This is a genomic window from Pseudomonas bubulae (assembly GCF_900618535.1).
In the GTDB taxonomy this organism is placed as follows: domain Bacteria; phylum Pseudomonadota; class Gammaproteobacteria; order Pseudomonadales; family Pseudomonadaceae; genus Aquipseudomonas; species Aquipseudomonas bubulae.
In genome coordinates, this window is the sequence record NZ_UYJA01000004.1 from 144,234 (window position 1) to 159,732 (window position 15,499).

The 15,499-nt window shown below is 60.3% G+C and carries 21 protein-coding genes; 17 read left to right on the forward strand and 4 right to left on the reverse strand.

Going from position 1 to position 15,499, the window contains the following annotated elements:
* Positions 1–66: 66 nt before the first annotated feature.
* The 6 genes from PPTH39_RS15115 (at position 67) to PPTH39_RS15140 (ending at position 5,008) form a co-directional block, all read left to right on the forward strand.
* Positions 67–966 (forward strand): energy transducer TonB, encoded by a 900-nt coding sequence (locus tag PPTH39_RS15115; RefSeq protein WP_094999862.1) that lies wholly within the window; start codon positions 67–69, stop codon positions 964–966.
* Between the two features lie 154 nt (positions 967–1,120).
* Positions 1,121–1,693, forward strand: a complete 573-nt coding sequence (locus PPTH39_RS15120; protein WP_094999861.1) for a YqgE/AlgH family protein — start codon at positions 1,121–1,123, stop codon at positions 1,691–1,693.
* Positions 1,693–2,133, forward strand: coding sequence for a Holliday junction resolvase RuvX (ruvX, locus tag PPTH39_RS15125; protein WP_088378774.1), 441 nt, complete (start codon positions 1,693–1,695; stop codon positions 2,131–2,133). Before PPTH39_RS15120 ends, ruvX begins: the two co-directional genes overlap by 1 nt.
* Positions 2,134–2,216: 83 nt before the next feature.
* Positions 2,217–2,723, forward strand: coding sequence for a bifunctional pyr operon transcriptional regulator/uracil phosphoribosyltransferase PyrR (gene pyrR / locus PPTH39_RS15130; RefSeq protein ID WP_094999860.1), 507 nt, complete (start codon positions 2,217–2,219; stop codon positions 2,721–2,723).
* 12 nt (positions 2,724–2,735) lie between these two features.
* A complete protein-coding gene (locus PPTH39_RS15135; RefSeq protein ID WP_094999859.1) occupies positions 2,736–3,740 on the forward strand; it encodes an aspartate carbamoyltransferase catalytic subunit in 1,005 nt (334 codons plus the stop codon).
* Entirely contained in the window at positions 3,737–5,008 is a 1,272-nt protein-coding gene (locus PPTH39_RS15140) for a dihydroorotase (RefSeq protein WP_094999858.1), read from the forward strand. The genes PPTH39_RS15135 and PPTH39_RS15140 overlap by 4 nt, the downstream gene beginning before the upstream one ends.
* A gap of 92 nt (positions 5,009–5,100) precedes the next feature.
* Here the strand turns inward: PPTH39_RS15140 and PPTH39_RS15145 are convergent, their stop codons facing one another.
* A complete protein-coding gene (locus PPTH39_RS15145) occupies positions 5,101–5,517 on the reverse strand; it encodes an NINE protein (protein WP_094999857.1) in 417 nt (138 codons plus the stop codon).
* 252 nt (positions 5,518–5,769) lie between these two features.
* Here PPTH39_RS15145 and PPTH39_RS15155 point away from each other — a divergent pair, with 252 nt between their 5' ends.
* From PPTH39_RS15155 to PPTH39_RS15205, 11 genes are all read left to right on the forward strand, one after another.
* On the forward strand, positions 5,770–6,417 hold the full coding sequence (locus PPTH39_RS15155) for a C40 family peptidase (protein WP_094999855.1): 648 nt from the start codon (positions 5,770–5,772) through the stop codon (positions 6,415–6,417).
* Positions 6,418–6,536: 119 nt separating this feature from the next.
* The gene (locus PPTH39_RS15160; RefSeq protein ID WP_095019608.1) at positions 6,537–7,223 is read left to right on the forward strand and encodes a YggS family pyridoxal phosphate-dependent enzyme; all 687 of its coding nucleotides are present in this window, start codon (positions 6,537–6,539) and stop codon (positions 7,221–7,223) included.
* Between the two features lie 33 nt (positions 7,224–7,256).
* Positions 7,257–8,075 carry a pyrroline-5-carboxylate reductase gene (proC, locus tag PPTH39_RS15165; protein WP_094999853.1) on the forward strand — a complete coding sequence of 273 codons (819 nt, stop codon included), beginning with the start codon at positions 7,257–7,259 and terminating at the stop codon, positions 8,073–8,075.
* An 11-nt stretch (positions 8,076–8,086) separates the two neighbouring features.
* The gene (locus tag PPTH39_RS15170) at positions 8,087–8,674 is read left to right on the forward strand and encodes a YggT family protein (RefSeq protein ID WP_094999852.1); all 588 of its coding nucleotides are present in this window, start codon (positions 8,087–8,089) and stop codon (positions 8,672–8,674) included.
* On the forward strand, positions 8,674–8,964 hold the full coding sequence (locus tag PPTH39_RS15175) for a DUF167 domain-containing protein (RefSeq protein WP_095039054.1): 291 nt from the start codon (positions 8,674–8,676) through the stop codon (positions 8,962–8,964). Before PPTH39_RS15170 ends, PPTH39_RS15175 begins: the two co-directional genes overlap by 1 nt.
* 187 nt (positions 8,965–9,151) lie before the next feature.
* A complete protein-coding gene (metX, locus tag PPTH39_RS15180; RefSeq protein WP_095020465.1) occupies positions 9,152–10,291 on the forward strand; it encodes a homoserine O-succinyltransferase MetX in 1,140 nt (379 codons plus the stop codon).
* Positions 10,292–10,298: 7 nt separating this feature from the next.
* On the forward strand, positions 10,299–10,919 hold the full coding sequence (gene metW, locus PPTH39_RS15185) for a methionine biosynthesis protein MetW (RefSeq protein WP_016782543.1): 621 nt from the start codon (positions 10,299–10,301) through the stop codon (positions 10,917–10,919).
* Between the two features lie 26 nt (positions 10,920–10,945).
* A complete protein-coding gene (locus PPTH39_RS15190) occupies positions 10,946–11,383 on the forward strand; it encodes a DUF4426 domain-containing protein (RefSeq protein ID WP_094999849.1) in 438 nt (145 codons plus the stop codon).
* Positions 11,380–11,976: an RdgB/HAM1 family non-canonical purine NTP pyrophosphatase gene (gene rdgB / locus PPTH39_RS15195; RefSeq protein ID WP_094999848.1), complete on the forward strand. Its 597-nt coding sequence runs from the start codon at positions 11,380–11,382 to the stop codon at positions 11,974–11,976. The genes PPTH39_RS15190 and rdgB overlap by 4 nt, the downstream gene beginning before the upstream one ends.
* Positions 11,973–13,187: a radical SAM family heme chaperone HemW gene (gene hemW, locus PPTH39_RS15200; RefSeq protein WP_094999847.1), complete on the forward strand. Its 1,215-nt coding sequence runs from the start codon at positions 11,973–11,975 to the stop codon at positions 13,185–13,187. The genes rdgB and hemW overlap by 4 nt, the downstream gene beginning before the upstream one ends.
* Before the next feature lie 9 nt (positions 13,188–13,196).
* Complete coding sequence (locus tag PPTH39_RS15205) at positions 13,197–13,520, forward strand: DUF3392 domain-containing protein (RefSeq protein WP_016782547.1); 324 nt, start codon at positions 13,197–13,199, stop codon at positions 13,518–13,520.
* Between the two features lie 164 nt (positions 13,521–13,684).
* Here the strand turns inward: PPTH39_RS15205 and trmB are convergent, their stop codons facing one another.
* Genes trmB through thiS form a run of 3 tightly spaced genes read right to left on the reverse strand, consistent with a single transcriptional unit; the run spans position 13,685 to position 15,471 of the window.
* On the reverse strand, positions 13,685–14,407 hold the full coding sequence (gene trmB / locus PPTH39_RS15215; RefSeq protein WP_094999846.1) for a tRNA (guanosine(46)-N7)-methyltransferase TrmB: 723 nt from the start codon (positions 14,405–14,407) through the stop codon (positions 13,685–13,687).
* A 9-nt stretch (positions 14,408–14,416) separates the two neighbouring features.
* Complete coding sequence (locus tag PPTH39_RS15220; protein WP_019828053.1) at positions 14,417–15,211, reverse strand: thiazole synthase; 795 nt, start codon at positions 15,209–15,211, stop codon at positions 14,417–14,419.
* A 59-nt stretch (positions 15,212–15,270) separates the two neighbouring features.
* On the reverse strand, positions 15,271–15,471 hold the full coding sequence (gene thiS / locus PPTH39_RS15225) for a sulfur carrier protein ThiS (RefSeq protein WP_016782550.1): 201 nt from the start codon (positions 15,469–15,471) through the stop codon (positions 15,271–15,273).
* Positions 15,472–15,499: the final 28 nt, after the last annotated feature.

Sequence of the window (15,499 nt, forward strand, 5' to 3'; positions counted from 1 at the left end):
CTATAAAAGACCAACATTGCGCTATCATGGGCACCCCGTGAAACCCGCGATGTTGGTCTTTTTGCCATGACACCTCCCAACGACCTGCCCCCCGAACTCGGCCATAAAGGCGTGCGTGCGGCCGATCGCCTCGGATTTACCCTGTTTGTCGCGGCACTGCTGCATATTGCAGTGATCGTCGGCGTGGGGTTCAACATGGAAGCGCCCAAACAGATCAGCAAAACCCTGGAAATCACCCTGTCCACGTTCAAAAGCGAAAAAGCGCCGGAAAAAGCCGACTTTTTAGCCCAGGACAACCAGCAGGGCAGCGGCACGCTGGACAAGAAAGCGGTGCCCAAGACGACGGAAATCGCCCCTTTCCAGGACAACAGCGTCAAGAAGGTCACCCCGCCGCCTGCCGCCAAACCCGAACAGACCCAGGCCGCACCCAAGGCCGCCGTGACTACCGTGGCGCCCACGGCAAAAAAAGCCCCGAGCCAGCCGCAGAAGGTCAAGACCGAAGCGGCACCCAAGGCCAGCATTCCAACGTTCGACAGTTCCCAGCTGTCCAGCGAGATTTCCAGCCTCGAAGCCGAACTGGCCAACGAGCAGCAGCTGTACGCCAAGCGCCCGAAGATCTACCGCATGAGCGCGGCTTCGACCATGCGCGACAAGGGCGCCTGGTATAAAGAAGACTGGCGCAAGAAGATTGAACGCATCGGCAACCTCAACTACCCCGAGCAGGCACGCCGGGAAAAGATCTACGGCAAACTGCGCCTGCTGGTGTCGATCAACCGCGACGGTTCGCTGCATGAAGTGCTGGTGCTTGAATCGTCGGGCCAGCCGCTGCTGGACCAGGCGGCACAACGCATCGTGCGCCTGGCGGCACCTTTTGCCCCCTTTACCGGTGATCTGGCGGACATCGACCGGCTGGAGATCATCCGCACCTGGAAATTCGCCGAAGGCGACCGCCTGTCCAGCAACTGAACTACTGTGGGAGCGGGCTTGCTCGCGATTGGATCGCTGCGTTTTAACGTTAAACCGCGCCGCCTGTATCGCGAGCAAGCCCGCTCCCACAAAGACCCAGGAATCTTGAGCTGCAAACTTGTCAGTTCACGCTGCCAGCGCCACACTAAGACTCATGAAAAAACACGCGCCGACTTACCTCAAGCATCAATTCCTGATCGCCATGCCCCATATGGCCGACCCGAACTTTGCCCACTCCTTGACCTACATCGTCGAGCACACGGCCAATGGTGCCATGGGGTTGATGATCAACCGTCCGCTGGAACTGAACCTGGCGGATGTTCTTGAGCAGTTGCGCCCGGAAAAACTTTCTTCACCCCTGTGCCAGCACGTGCCGGTCTTCGGTGGCGGGCCTGTCATGATCGACCGTGGCTTTGTCCTGCATCCGGCCAGCATGAACTTTGACGCTACAGTCGAACTCGACGACGGGCTGGCCCTGAGTACCTCTGCCGATGTGTTGTTCAGCATTGCCGACGGCCGCGGCCCGAACCGCAGCCTGATCTGCCTGGGCTATGCCGGCTGGGATGCTGGCCAGCTGGAGGCCGAATTGGCCGACAACGCCTGGCTGACCTGCCCCTATTCCGCTCATATCCTGTTTGATACCCCAAGCGAGCTGCGCCTCGACGCAGCCGCCAAACACCTCGGAGTGAACCTCAATTTGTTAAGCACCCAAGCAGGCCATTGCTGATGGCCAGCCTTCGTTTACTGCTGGGCTTCGACTACGGCACCCGCTCCATCGGCGTGGCTGTGGGCCAGATGATTACTGGCCAGGCCCGCGAACTGTGCAACCTGAAAGCCGAGAATGGCATCCCCAAGTGGGAAGAAATCGAAAAGCTGATCAAGGAGTGGCAGCCCGACGCAATGGTGGTCGGCATGCCCCTGAACATGGACGGCACCCCGAGCGACTTCTGCGCCCGGGCGCAGAAATTTGCCAATCGTCTGAATGGCCGCTTCAATTTGCCGGTTTTTACCCATGATGAACGCCTGACCACCTTCGAGGCCAAGGGCGAGCGCCGGGCCCAGGGCGGCCAGCGCGGCAGCTACCGCGACAACCCCGTTGATGCCATCGCCGCCAAACTGGTGCTGCAAGGCTGGCTCGACGAAAACCCGGCGCACTCTCAAGACTGACCCGGCGCTTGTACAATTGACCCGCCTCATTGTTTGCGCCCGCCGCCGCACGTTCTGCTGCGCGGGCCTTTTAAGGAGCCACCATGATCCTGCCTGTTCCCGCTGAACTGATCTCCCAGATGGCCCTTGATCTCAAGGCCCACCTGGCCCGTCGCGGTATCACCGAACCACGTTACATCGGTATCCGCACCGGCGGCATCTGGGTTGCCCAGGCGCTGCTCAAGGCGCTGAACAGCGAGGCCCCGCTGGGCACGCTGGACGTGTCGTTCTACCGCGATGATTTCAGCCAGAACGGCCTGCACCCGCAAGTGCGGCCTTCCGAATTGCCATTCGAAATTGAAGGCCAGCACCTGGTGCTGATCGACGATGTGCTGATGAGCGGTCGGACCATTCGCGCAGCGCTGAACGAGCTGTTCGACTATGGTCGTCCGGCCAGCGTGACCCTGGTCAGCCTGCTGGACCTGGACGCCGCCGAGCTGCCGATCCGTCCGGATGTGGTGGGCGCGACCTTGTCGCTCAAGCCGAGCGAGCGGGTAAAATTGTCCGGCCCCGCGCCACTGACACTCGAACTTCAAGACCTAGCCCTCTAAGAGACCATTGCGATGACGCCTACAGACGCCAAGCGCCCGCTGCAGCTCAATGATCAGGGCCAGCTGCGCCACTTTCTGTCGCTCGACGGTTTGCCCCGTGAACTGCTGACAGAAATCCTCGACACCGCCGACTCGTTCCTTGAAGTCGGCGCCCGAGCCGTGAAAAAAGTCCCGTTGTTGCGCGGCAAGACCGTGTGCAACGTGTTCTTCGAAAACTCCACCCGCACCCGCACCACCTTTGAAATGGCCGCCCAGCGCCTGTCGGCCGACGTGATCACGCTGAACGTGTCGACCTCGTCGGCGAGCAAGGGCGAAACCCTGCTCGACACCCTGCGCAACCTAGAAGCCATGGCCGCCGACATGTTTGTGGTGCGCCACGGTGACTCCGGCGCCGCGCACTTCATTGCCGAGCACGTGTGCCCGCAGGTGGCAATCATCAACGGCGGCGACGGCCGCCATGCCCACCCGACCCAGGGCATGCTCGACATGCTGACCATCCGTCGGCACAAGGGCGGCTTCGAAAACCTGTCGGTGGCCATCGTCGGTGACATCCTGCACTCGCGGGTGGCACGTTCGAACATGATCGCCCTCAAGACCCTGGGTTGTAAGGACATTCGCGTTATCGCGCCGAAGACCCTGTTGCCGATCGGCATCGAGCAGTACGGCGTGAAGGTCTACACCGACATGACCGAAGGCCTGAAAGACGTGGATGTGGTGATCATGCTGCGCCTGCAGCGCGAGCGCATGTCCGGTGGCCTGCTGCCGAGCGAAGGCGAGTTCTACCGCCTGTTCGGCCTGACCACTGCCCGCCTGGCCGGGGCCAAGCCTGATTGCATCGTGATGCATCCGGGGCCGATCAACCGGGGGGTCGAGATTGAATCCGCGGTGGCCGATGGCCCGCACTCGGTGATCCTCAACCAGGTGACCTACGGCATTGCCGTGCGCATGGCGGTGTTGTCCATGACCATGAGCGGGCAAACCGCCCAGCGCCAATTCGAACAGGAGAACGCCCAGTGAAGCTCAGCATTCTCGGCGCCCGTGTAATTGATCCGACCAGCCAGCTGGATCAAGTGACTGACCTGCACCTGGAGGCCGGCAAGATCGTTGCCATTGGCGCAGCGCCAGCCGGTTTCACCCCGACGCAAACCATCGAAGCCAAAGGCCTGGTGGCCGCCCCCGGGCTGGTTGACCTCAACGTTGCCCTGCGTGAACCGGGCTACAGCCGCAAAGGCACCATCGCCAGCGAGACCCGCGCGGCTGCGGCCGGTGGCGTCACCAGCCTGTGCTGCCCACCGCACACCAAGCCGGTGCTGGACACCTCGGCCGTTGCCGAGCTGATCCTTGACCGCGCCCGCGAAGCCGGTAACTGCAAGGTGTTCCCGATCGGTGCATTGAGCAAAGGCCTGGACGGCGAGCAACTGGCCGAACTGATCGCCCTGCGCGACGCGGGCTGTGTGGCATTTGGCAACGGCCTCAACAGTTTCAGCAACACCCGCACCCTGTGCCGGGCACTGGAGTACGCCGCCACGTTCGACCTGACGGTGATCTTCCACTCCCAGGATCGTGATCTGGCCGAAGGCGGGATTGCCCACGACGGTGCAATGGCTGCGTTCCGAGGCTTGCCGGGCATTCCGGAAACCGCCGAAACCGTAGCCCTGGCCCGCGACCTGCTGCTGGTTGAACAAAGTGGCGTGCGCGCACACTTCAGCCAGCTGACCAGCGCCCGTGGCGTGGCCCTGATCGCTCAGGCCCAGGCTCGTGGCCTGAAAGTCACTGCGGATGTGGCGTTGTATCAGCTGATTCTGACTGACGAAGCACTGGTGGATTTTTCCAGCGTTTACCATGTGCAACCGCCACTGCGCACCCGCGCCGACCGTGACGGCCTGCGCGAAGCTGTGAAGTCGGGCGTGGTGCAAGCCATCTCCAGCCATCACCAGCCCCACGAACGCGATGCCAAACTGGCACCGTTCGGCGCGACCGAACCGGGCATGAGCAGCGTTGAAGTGCTTCTGCCGCTGGCGATGACACTGGTAGAAGACGGTTTGCTCGACCTGCCGACGCTGCTCAACCGCCTGAGCGCTGGCCCGGCTGACGCCTTGCGCCTGCCAGCCGGCAAACTGGCAGTGGGTTCGGCGGCGGACCTGGTGCTGTTTGACCCCGCGGCCTCGACCCTGGTCGGTGAACAATGGCACTCCAAAGGCGACAACTGCCCGTTCCTCGGCCATTGCCTGCCGAGTGCCGTGCGTTACACGCTGGTGGATGGGCGGATCAGTTACGAAGGCTAACGCGCTACCAATAACCTGTAGTCGTGGGAGCGAGCCTGCTCGCGAAGATCATTCGCGAGCAGGCTCGCTCCCACAGAGGCAGGATTTGTGTCTTAACGACGCTCTGCGTTCTTGATCGAAATCTGATCGTTCAGAGTCCAGAAGTCATACAGGACGCCGATCAGGAAAAAACCGCCGGTGAACAGGTAAATGATGCCTGTGATCCATTTGCCCATGTACATCCGATGTACGCCCAAGACGCCCAGAAACGTCAGCAGAATCCAGGCCACGCTGTAGTCAGTATTACCTGCGGTAAACCGCAAGTCGGCTTCACGGTCCATGCTCGGGATCAGGAACAAGTCGATCAACCAGCCAATACCCAACAAGCCCAGGGTGAAAAACCAGATCGTCCCGGTTACCGGCTTGCCGTAATAAAAGCGGTGCGCGCCCAGGAAACCAAAAATCCACAGCAAATAGCCCAGCACTTTGCTGTGAGTATCGCGCTGAACATCGTCTCGATAGCCGCTCATAAATGCCCTCTTTGCTGCTGATAGAAAAATATTGTGAAGTTTTTTGTGACTTTTTTACTGTCGTGCAAAAGGTAAAAGTGTCTTACAGAAATTGGCGCAAAGCCTTGTGTTACCTGACCTGCACCCTCGCCATGCGACAATTTGCCATCATCGTTACGGAAATTGACCCTACAGTCCACCTGACAAATGGCCTGAGAAAGGACAAAAAAGCTGTTATAAAGTTTCGCGTTTATAACCATTGAGCCCTGCCGAATGCGTCCTATATTCAAGACATGGCTAACCATTTGCCTATTATTGCCACTGGCCGCCCACGCCACCAATCGTGAGCAACACCTTCCTTCGGGCTTCACCGGCTACACCGCAAAGTCATCTGCGAGTGCGCCTTATGTTGCCTCTACCAGCAAGACCGTAGCACGTCCTGCCTCCAGTAAAGCCCACCGCAAGGCCCCGGGCAAAATTGCGGCCGCTTCCCTGGCCGCCGCCAACAAGCAGAGCAGCACGGTGCTGAGCCGCGCCGTCAACGTGCTGGGCACCCCTTATCGTTGGGGCGGCAGCAGCCCAAGTAAAGGGTTCGACTGCAGCGGGCTGGTCAAATACGCCTTTAATGACGTGGCCGCCGTTGATTTGCCACGCACCTCCAGCGAAATGGCCAGCGGCCATGGCCAAAAGGTCGAGCGCAAGGACTTGAAGCCTGGCGACTTGCTGTTTTTCAACATCAAGAGCCGCAAGGTCAACCACGTTGCCATCTACCTGGGCAACGACCGCTTTATCCACGCTCCGCGTCGCGGCAAGTCGGTGACTATCGACACGCTGCAAAAGCCTTACTGGCAGAACCACTATGTGGTTGCCAAGCGTGTGCTGCCTAAAGAGAAAGGCGCGCTGCAGGTTGTGCAACGCTAAGCGCAGGCAAATCATGCAGCCGCTTCCAGCGGCTGCATGCCAACCAGGTCAGCGATATCCATCCCCCCTCCCAATTCCAGTAGAATGCCGCTGACTTTCACAACAGCGGGCTTACACGAATGTCCACGATAGCAGGCAACATTGCCCGGGTTGAGGCGCGCATCCGTGCAGCCGCACTGGCTGTGCAACGTGATGTAACGAGCATTCATCTACTCGCTGTCAGCAAGACCAAACCTGCTGGCGCGCTGCGTGAAGCCCATGCCGCGGGCATTCGCGACTTTGGCGAAAACTACCTGCAGGAAGCCCGCGCCAAACAGCTCGAATTAGCCGACCTGCCCTTGTGTTGGCACTTCATCGGCCCCATTCAATCGAACAAGACGCGCGACATCGCCGAGCATTTTGCGTGGGTGCATTCCGTTGACCGGCTCAAAATTGCCCAGCGCCTGTCTGAACAGCGCCCGGCAAACCTGCCGCCGCTCAATATCTGCATTCAGGTCAATGTCAGCGGTGAGGCCAGCAAGTCGGGCTGTACCCCGGCAGACCTTCCTGCGCTGGCGGCCGCCATCAGCGCCCTGCCACGCTTGAAACTGCGCGGCCTGATGGCGATACCCGAGCCCACGGAGGACCGCGCCGAGCAGGACGCAGCCTTTGCGACAGTACGCACATTGCAAGAAAGCCTGAACATGGGCCTTGATACGCTTTCAATGGGCATGAGCCATGACCTGGAGTCTGCGATTGCCCAAGGCGCCACCTGGGTACGCATCGGCACTGCATTATTTGGCGCCCGCGACTACGGCCAGGCCTGAAACGGCCTGTCTCATTTTTTATAAGGATCGGTTATGAGCAAAATGCGTATTGCCTTTATCGGCGCCGGCAACATGGCTTCCAGCTTGATCGGCGGCCTGTTGGCCAAAGGCCTGGATGCAGCACAGATCCGCGCCAGCGATCCGGGTGCCGAGACGCGGGCCAAAGTGGCCGCCGAGCATGGCATCGAACTGTTTGCCGATAACGCGCAAGCCATTCAGGACGCCGATGTGATCGTGATCGCGGTCAAGCCACAGGCCATGAAAGCCGTGTGCCAGGACCTGCGCCCGCACCTCAAGCCCCATCAATTGCTGGTATCCATTGCCGCCGGCATTACCTGCGCCAGCCTGCTTGACTGGCTGGGCAACCAGCCGCTGGTACGCTGCATGCCCAACACCCCGGCCCTGCTGGGCAAGGGCGTAAGTGGCCTGTTTGCCACCGCCGATGTTACCGCCGAGCAACGCCAGCAGGCTGAACAACTGCTAAGCGCCGTGGGCATTGTGGTGTGGGTGGACAGCGAAGCGCAGATCGATGCCGTGACTGCCGTGTCCGGCAGCGGCCCGGCGTACTTCTTCCTGTTGATCGAAGCCATGACCGATGCCGGCGTCAAGCTCGGCCTGCCCCGTGACGTGGCCAAGCAGCTTGCCGAGCAGACTGCACTGGGTGCCGCGCACATGGCCGTGGCCAGCGATGTCGATGCTGCCGAGCTGCGCCGCCGCGTGACCTCGCCTGCCGGTACTACTGAAGCAGCGATCAAGTCATTCCAGGCCGACGGCTTTGCCGCCACGGTCGAAAAAGCATTGAGTGCCGCCGCGCACCGCTCGGCCGAAATGGCCGAACAACTAGGTCAATAAAGGAGCACATGATGTCCGGACTTAATGGCGCTGCCATTTTCGTGATTCAAACCCTGGGTAGCCTCTACCTGCTGATCGTACTGCTGCGGTTTATCCTGCAACTGGTGCGGGCGAACTTCTACAACCCGCTGTGCCAGTTCATCGTCAAGGCCACCCAGCCGCTGCTCAAGCCGCTGCGCCGGGTGATCCCGAGCCTGTTCGGCCTGGACATGTCATCGCTGGTACTGGCGATCATCGTGCAGATGGTGATCTTCGCCGTGGTCCTGACGCTCAGCTACATGTCGTTCAACGTCTTTGGCCTGCTGCTCTGGGCGATCATTGGCGTGACTGCGCTGTTTTTGAAAGTGTTCTTCTTCGCCATGATCATCAGCGTGATCCTGTCGTGGGTGGCACCCGGCAGCACCAGCCCTGGTGCTGAACTGGTCAACCAGATCACCGAACCTGCCCTGGCCCCGTTCCGCCGCTTCCTGCCAAGCATGGGCGGCCTGGATATCTCGCCCATCCTGGCGTTTATGGTGATCCAGCTGATCCAGAGCTTCGTGATCCCGCCATTGGCCATGTACGTCGGCATGCCGGTCATCTTGTTCGGCCTGATCTGATGAGCTACTACCGTTGGGACGGCGAGGACCTGATTCTCGACTGTCACCTGCAACCCAAGGCCAGCAACGACGAGTTCGCCGGCCTGCACGGTGACCGCCTGAAAATCCGTCTCACCGCCCCACCGGTAGAGGGCAAGGCCAACGCCCACCTGATGGCCTTTCTGGCCAAGGCGTTCGGCATAGCCAAAAGTCAGGTCAGCCTGGTGAGCGGCGAGCTTAACCGGCAGAAACGCGTGCGCTTGCATGCACCCAAAAAACTGCCGGACTTGCCGGGGCTGGCCAGGCCCTGAACCTGTGGGAGCGGGCTTGCTCGCGATACTGGCACCGCGCTCGGTCGACAAACTGCGGTGATGCAATCGTGAGCAAGCCCGCTCCCACAGAGTTTGGCTACAGGTCATAAAATCAGCCCAGACCATTGCTTGCTGCTACGCCCCCCGCTCATTAGACTTACGCCTCATTTAAATGAGAGCAGGGTCGATGCCAGCTGCCTTTCCCCCCGATTCCGTTGGTCTGGTCGTGCCGCAAACAGCGCACTTCAACGAGCCCCTGGCGCTAGCCTGCGGTCGCTCACTGCCTGCCTATGATCTGATCTACGAAACCTACGGCCACCTCAATGCCTCGGCCAGCAACGCCGTACTCATCTGTCACGCACTGTCAGGGCACCATCACGCGGCGGGCTACCACAGCGCCGATGATCGCAAGCCCGGCTGGTGGGACAGTTGCATCGGTCCCGGCAAGCCAATCGACACCAACAAGTTCTTCGTCGTCAGCCTCAACAACCTGGGCGGCTGCAACGGTTCTACCGGCCCAAGCAGCATGAACCCTGAAACCGGCCGTCCGTTTGGCGCCGAGTTCCCGGTGTTGACCGTTGAAGATTGGGTCCACAGTCAGGCTCGCCTGGCGGACAGGCTGGGCATCAGCCAATGGGCCGCCGTGATCGGCGGCAGCCTGGGTGGCATGCAGGCGCTGCAGTGGAGCATCAGTTACCCTGATCGCCTGCGCCATTGCCTGGCGATTGCCTCGGCGCCCAAATTGTCCGCGCAAAATATCGCGTTCAACGAAGTCGCTCGTCAGGCCATCCTTACCGACCCCGAGTTCCACGGCGGTTCGTTCCAGGAAAAAGGCGTGATTCCCAAGCGCGGCCTGATGCTGGCACGCATGGTCGGGCATATCACCTACCTGTCCGATGACTCGATGGGCGAAAAATTCGGCCGTGGCCTGAAGAACGAAAACCTCAACTACGACTTCCACAGCGTCGAGTTCCAGGTCGAGAGCTACCTGCGTTATCAGGGCGAAGAGTTCTCCGGGCGTTTCGACGCCAACACTTACCTGTTGATGACCAAGGCGCTGGACTACTTCGACCCGGCGGCCAACTTTGACGACGACCTGGCCAAAACTTTTGCCGGGGCCAAGGCACGCTTCTGCGTGATGTCGTTCACCACCGACTGGCGCTTCTCGCCGGCCCGCTCGCGGGAGCTGGTGGATGCATTGATGGCCGCGAAAAAAGACGTCTGCTACCTGGAAATCGACGCTCCGCAAGGCCATGACGCCTTTCTGATCCCGATTCCGCGCTACCTGCAAGCCTTCAGCAATTACATGAACCGCATAGAACTGTGAGAACGCCATGAGAGCCGACCTGGAAATCATCCAAGACTGGATCCCCGCCGGCAGCCGCGTGCTCGACCTTGGTTGTGGTGATGGCGAACTGCTGAGCTGGCTGCGCGACAACAAGCAAGTCACCGGTTACGGCCTGGAAAACGACCCGGACAACATTGCCGAATGTGTGGCCAAGGGCATCAACGTCATCGAGCAGGACCTCGACAAGGGCCTGGGCAACTTCGCCAGCAACAGCTTTGATATCGTGGTCATGACCCAGGCGCTGCAAGCCGTGCACTACCCCGACCGGATCCTCGATGAAATGCTGCGCGTCGGTCGCCAGTGCATCATCACCTTTCCGAACTTCGGCCACTGGCGTTGCCGCTGGTACCTTGCCAGCAAGGGGCGGATGCCGGTCTCCGAATTCCTGCCTTACACCTGGTACAACACGCCGAACATTCACTTCTGCACTTTCGAAGACTTCGAGGCGCTGTGCCGCGAGCGCGAAGCACAAGTGATCAACCGCCTTGCCGTAGATCAACAACACCGACACGGGTGGGCGAGCAAGATATGGCCTAACCTGTTGGGCGAGATTGGCATTTATCGTGTCAGCAGTCCCGGCCTTCAGGATCATCAGGTCGCGGTCTAAACCAGCAAGTTCTAAGGAGAGTGACAATGGGTCGTATTGGATTACTACTGCTTTCGATGTGTTTTGGCATGCAGGCTTTTGCCGGTGACGGCACATCTGCCCAGCGTCAACAGACGTTTGGCGACACAACGGTGTATTACAACGCGTTCCCGTCGACTTTCCTGACGCCGGAAATCGCCAACGAATTTGAAGTCACCCGCAGCAAAACCAATGCGGTGCTCAACATCACCCTGAACAAGGGCGGCAAGAACATTGCCGCCAACGTTCAAGGCACGGTCCGGACGGGCGATGCCAAGCCGATACCCTTGACCTTCCGTCAGGTGGGCAAGAACGGCGAAATCAATTATCTGGCCCAGTTCCCGGTGGCCGGGCCGCAGACCTTCACCTTCAAAGTGGATGTGAAGGCAGGCGGCGCTACCTCTGAAACCATCCAATTTTCTCAAATGGTCGCTCCAATCGAATGATGAACCTCACGCAACTGGTACTGGCTAGCCACAACGCCGGCAAACTCAAAGAACTTCAGGCCATGCTCGGCGAGTCGGTGCAGTTGCGCTCGATTGGAGAATTCAGCAGCGTTGAGCCGGAAGAAACCGGCTTGTCGTTTGTTGAGAACGCAATTCTTAAAGCCCGCAATGCCGCACGCCTCTCGGGCTTGCCGGCACTGGCCGACGACTCGGGGCTGGCCGTGGACTTTCTCGGCGGCGCGCCGGGCATTTATTCGGCACGTTATGCAGACGGCAAAGGCGACGCGGCCAACAACGCCAAGCTGCTCGACGCCCTCAAAGACGTGCCCGAGGCAGAGCGCGGTGCACAGTTTGTCTGCGTGCTGGCACTGGTACGCCACGCCGACGACCCGCTGCCGATCATCTGTGAAGGCCTGTGGCACGGGCGCATCCTGCCTGCAGCCAGCGGCGAACACGGTTTCGGCTATGACCCGCTGTTCTGGGTACCGGAGCGCAACTGCTCCAGCGCCGAACTCAGCCCCACGGAGAAAAACCAGCTGAGCCACCGTGCGCGCGCCATGGTTTTGCTGCGTCAGCGTTTGGGCCTGAAATGACCCACGACACACCTCCACAGCCGCTCTATCTGGGCGCGGCTGGCTTTACCCAGCAGGCGCCGCGCGCGCCGCTGAGCCAATTGCCCCCTCTGTCGCTGTATATCCATATTCCGTGGTGCGTGCGCAAATGCCCGTATTGCGACTTCAACTCCCACACCGCCAGCCCGGTGCTGCCCGAAGACGAATACGTCGACGCGCTGCTGGCCGACCTCGATCAGGACCTGCACGCTGTTTATGGTCGCGAGCTCAGCTCGATCTTCTTCGGCGGCGGTACACCGAGCCTGTTCAGCGCACACGCTCTGGGGCGCCTGCTAAAGGGCGTTGAAGCGCGCATCCCGTTTGCCAGTGATATCGAAATCACCCTGGAAGCCAACCCGGGCACATTCGAGCAGGAAAAGTTCGTGGCTTACCGCAAGCTGGGCATCAATCGCCTGTCGATCGGTATCCAGAGCTTCCAGCAAGAGAAGCTGCAGGCCCTGGGTCGCATCCACAACGGCGATGAAGCTGTGCGTGCAGCCTCAATGGCGCGACTGGCGGGCTTTGACAACTTCAACCTGGACCTGATGCACGGCTTGCCCGATCAGTCCCTGGAGGACGCCCTGAGCGACCTGCGCCAGGCTATTGCGCTCAAGCCGACGCATCTGTCGTGGTATCAGCTGACCCTGGAGCCCAACACGGTGTTCTGGAACCAGCCCCCCGTGCTGCCGGAAGACGACACCCTGTGGGACATTCAGGAAGCCGGTCAAGCGCTGCTCGCCGAGCACGGCTACACCCAGTACGAAGTGTCGGCCTACGCCCAGCCCGGCCGGCCGGCGCGGCACAATCTCAATTACTGGAGTTTCGGCGACTTTATCGGCATCGGCGCTGGCGCCCACGGCAAACTGAGCCATCCTGATGGCCGTATCGTGCGCACCTGGAAAACTCGTCTGCCAAAGGACTACCTGAATCCAGCGAAATCCTTTCAAGCAGGAGAGAAAGCTCTTACAGCAGAAGAGCTGCCATTTGAGTTTCTAATGAACGCCTTGCGCCTGACCGACGGCGTTGACTCGGCGCTCTACCCTCAACGCACGGGGTTACCACTGGACAGCTTGAGCACTGGACGCAAAGCAGCCGAACAAAGTGGCTTATTGCAGGTCGAACCGTCACGCCTGGCGGCAACTGCCCGGGGCCAGCTGTTTCTCAATGACCTGTTGCAGCACTTTTTGACCTAAGGAAATCGAATGGACTTGGTACTCGACCTGCTTGCCAACGTATCGCGCTGGAGCCGCAGTCACCTCTCGGAGATCGCTCTGGCCTTGATTGGCTGTGTACTGGTGCTGTTCGGTGCCGACTTCAAGGGCTGGGTCGAACAACGTCTGGGCAGCATTGCGGGCGCCCTGCGCGTGCCGCTGATGGCCCTGCTTTGCCTGATCGGCAGCGGTGCGGCCCTGATCTACGCCACGCCCTGGGTCGAACGCGGGTTGAGCCAGTTCAACAACTACAGCCTGGCACCGGTGCTGTTGGTGGTGCTGGTATTGATCGGGGTGGTGGCGGATCGGCGCTGAAGAACACCCAGTATATCGTGTGGGAGCGGGCTTGCTCGCGATACAGGCTACGCGGTGCATCTGATTCACCGCTGTGATGCCATCGCGAGCAAGCCCGCTCCCACAGATTTCGTACGAACTTCACCGACCCCAAAGCAGGGTGGGGCCGGTGATTGAAAAACCGCTTAAGCCAGTTTTTCGAACTTCAAATCCCACACACCGTGCCCAAGACGTTCGCCGCGGCGTTCGAACTTGGTCACCGGGCGCTCAGGCGGACGTGGCACGCACTTGCCGTCTTCAGCCAGATTGCGGTAACCCGGCGCGACGTTCATCACTTCCAGCATGTATTCAGCATACGGTTCCCAGTCGGTAGCCATGTGCAACACGCCGCCAACCTTGAGCTTGGAGCGCACTAGTTCGGCGAAGGACGCTTGCACGATCCGGCGCTTGTGGTGACGGCTCTTGTGCCAAGGGTCCGGGAAGAACAGCAGCAGGCGATCAAGGCTGTTGTCTGCCACGCAACGGGTCAGGACTTCGATTGCATCGCAATCGTATACCCGCAAGTTGGTCAGGCCCTGGGTCAACACGCCGTTAAGCAGCGCGCCCACACCCGGACGGTGAACCTCTACGCCGATAAAGTCCTGTTCAGGCGAAGCCGCTGCCATTTCCAGCAGGGAATGGCCCATGCCAAAACCGATCTCCAGGGTGCGCGGCGCAGAGCGACCAAACACCTGGTCGAAATCGACCGGCGCGTCAGCCAGTGGCAGTACATACAGCGGCGTGCCTTGATCGAGGCCGCGTTGCTGGCCTTCGGTCATGCGCCCGGCGCGCATCACAAAACTCTTGATGCGACGGTGTTGGCGATCGTCGCCTTCTTCCGGGATTGGGGTGTCTAGTGATTCAGTCATCAGTGGCTCTTACTTGATCAGACCATCCAGCGGCGAAGAGGCGCTGGCATAAAGTTTTTTCGGCATGCGCCCGGCCAGGTACGCCAGGCGGCCCGCCACAATGGCGTGTTTCATGGCTTCGGCCATGATGATCGGATGCTGGGCATTGGCGATGGCCGAGTTCATCAGCACCGCTTCGCAGCCCATTTCCATGGCGATGGTCGCGTCGGAGGCAGTGCCCACACCCGCATCGACCAGTACCGGAATTTTCGCTTCTTCAAGAATGATGCGCAGGTTATAGGGATTGCAGATCCCCAGACCGGTGCCAATCAGGCCCGCCAGCGGCATCACGGCAATGCAGCCCATGGCTTCCAGCTCGCGGGCAATGATCGGATCATCGCTGGTGTACACCATTACGTCGAAACCGTCCTTGACCAGAATCTCGGCGGCCTTGAGGGTTTCGATCACGTTGGGGAACAGGGTTTTCTGGTCGGCCAGCACTTCAAGCTTGACCAGCTTGTGGCCATCGAGCAGTTCACGGGCCAGGCGGCAGGTACGTACGGCTTCAACCGCGTCATAGCAGCCTGCAGTGTTGGGCAGGATGGTGTAGCGATCCGGCGGCAACACATCGAGCAGGTTCGGCTCGCCCGGGTTCTGACCGATGTTGGTGCGGCGTACGGCGACGGTGACGATCTCGGCACCCGAGGCTTCAATGGCCAGGCGGGTTTCTTCAAGGTCACGGTACTTGCCGGTGCCCACCAGCAGGCGCGACTGGTAGGTACGGCCGGCCAGGGTAAAAGGCTTGTCGCTGCGAACGTTGCTCATCGGGAATCCTCTTTAATTATGTGCACTTGCGGGTCGAGCATGATGGGCAGGGCAAAAACCTAGCCGCCACCGATGGCATGCACCACTTCGACCTGGTCACCGGCTTTGAGTACCGTCTCGGCATGCTGGCTGCGCGGGACAATGTCCAGGTTCAGCTCGACCGCAACCCTGCGGCCGGTCAGTTCCTGACGGGCCAGCAAGTCGGCGACGGTCTCACCGTCGGGTAGTTCAAAGGATTCACCGTTCAACTGAATGAGCATGCGCGACGCTGCCTTCATTTTAAGGGGC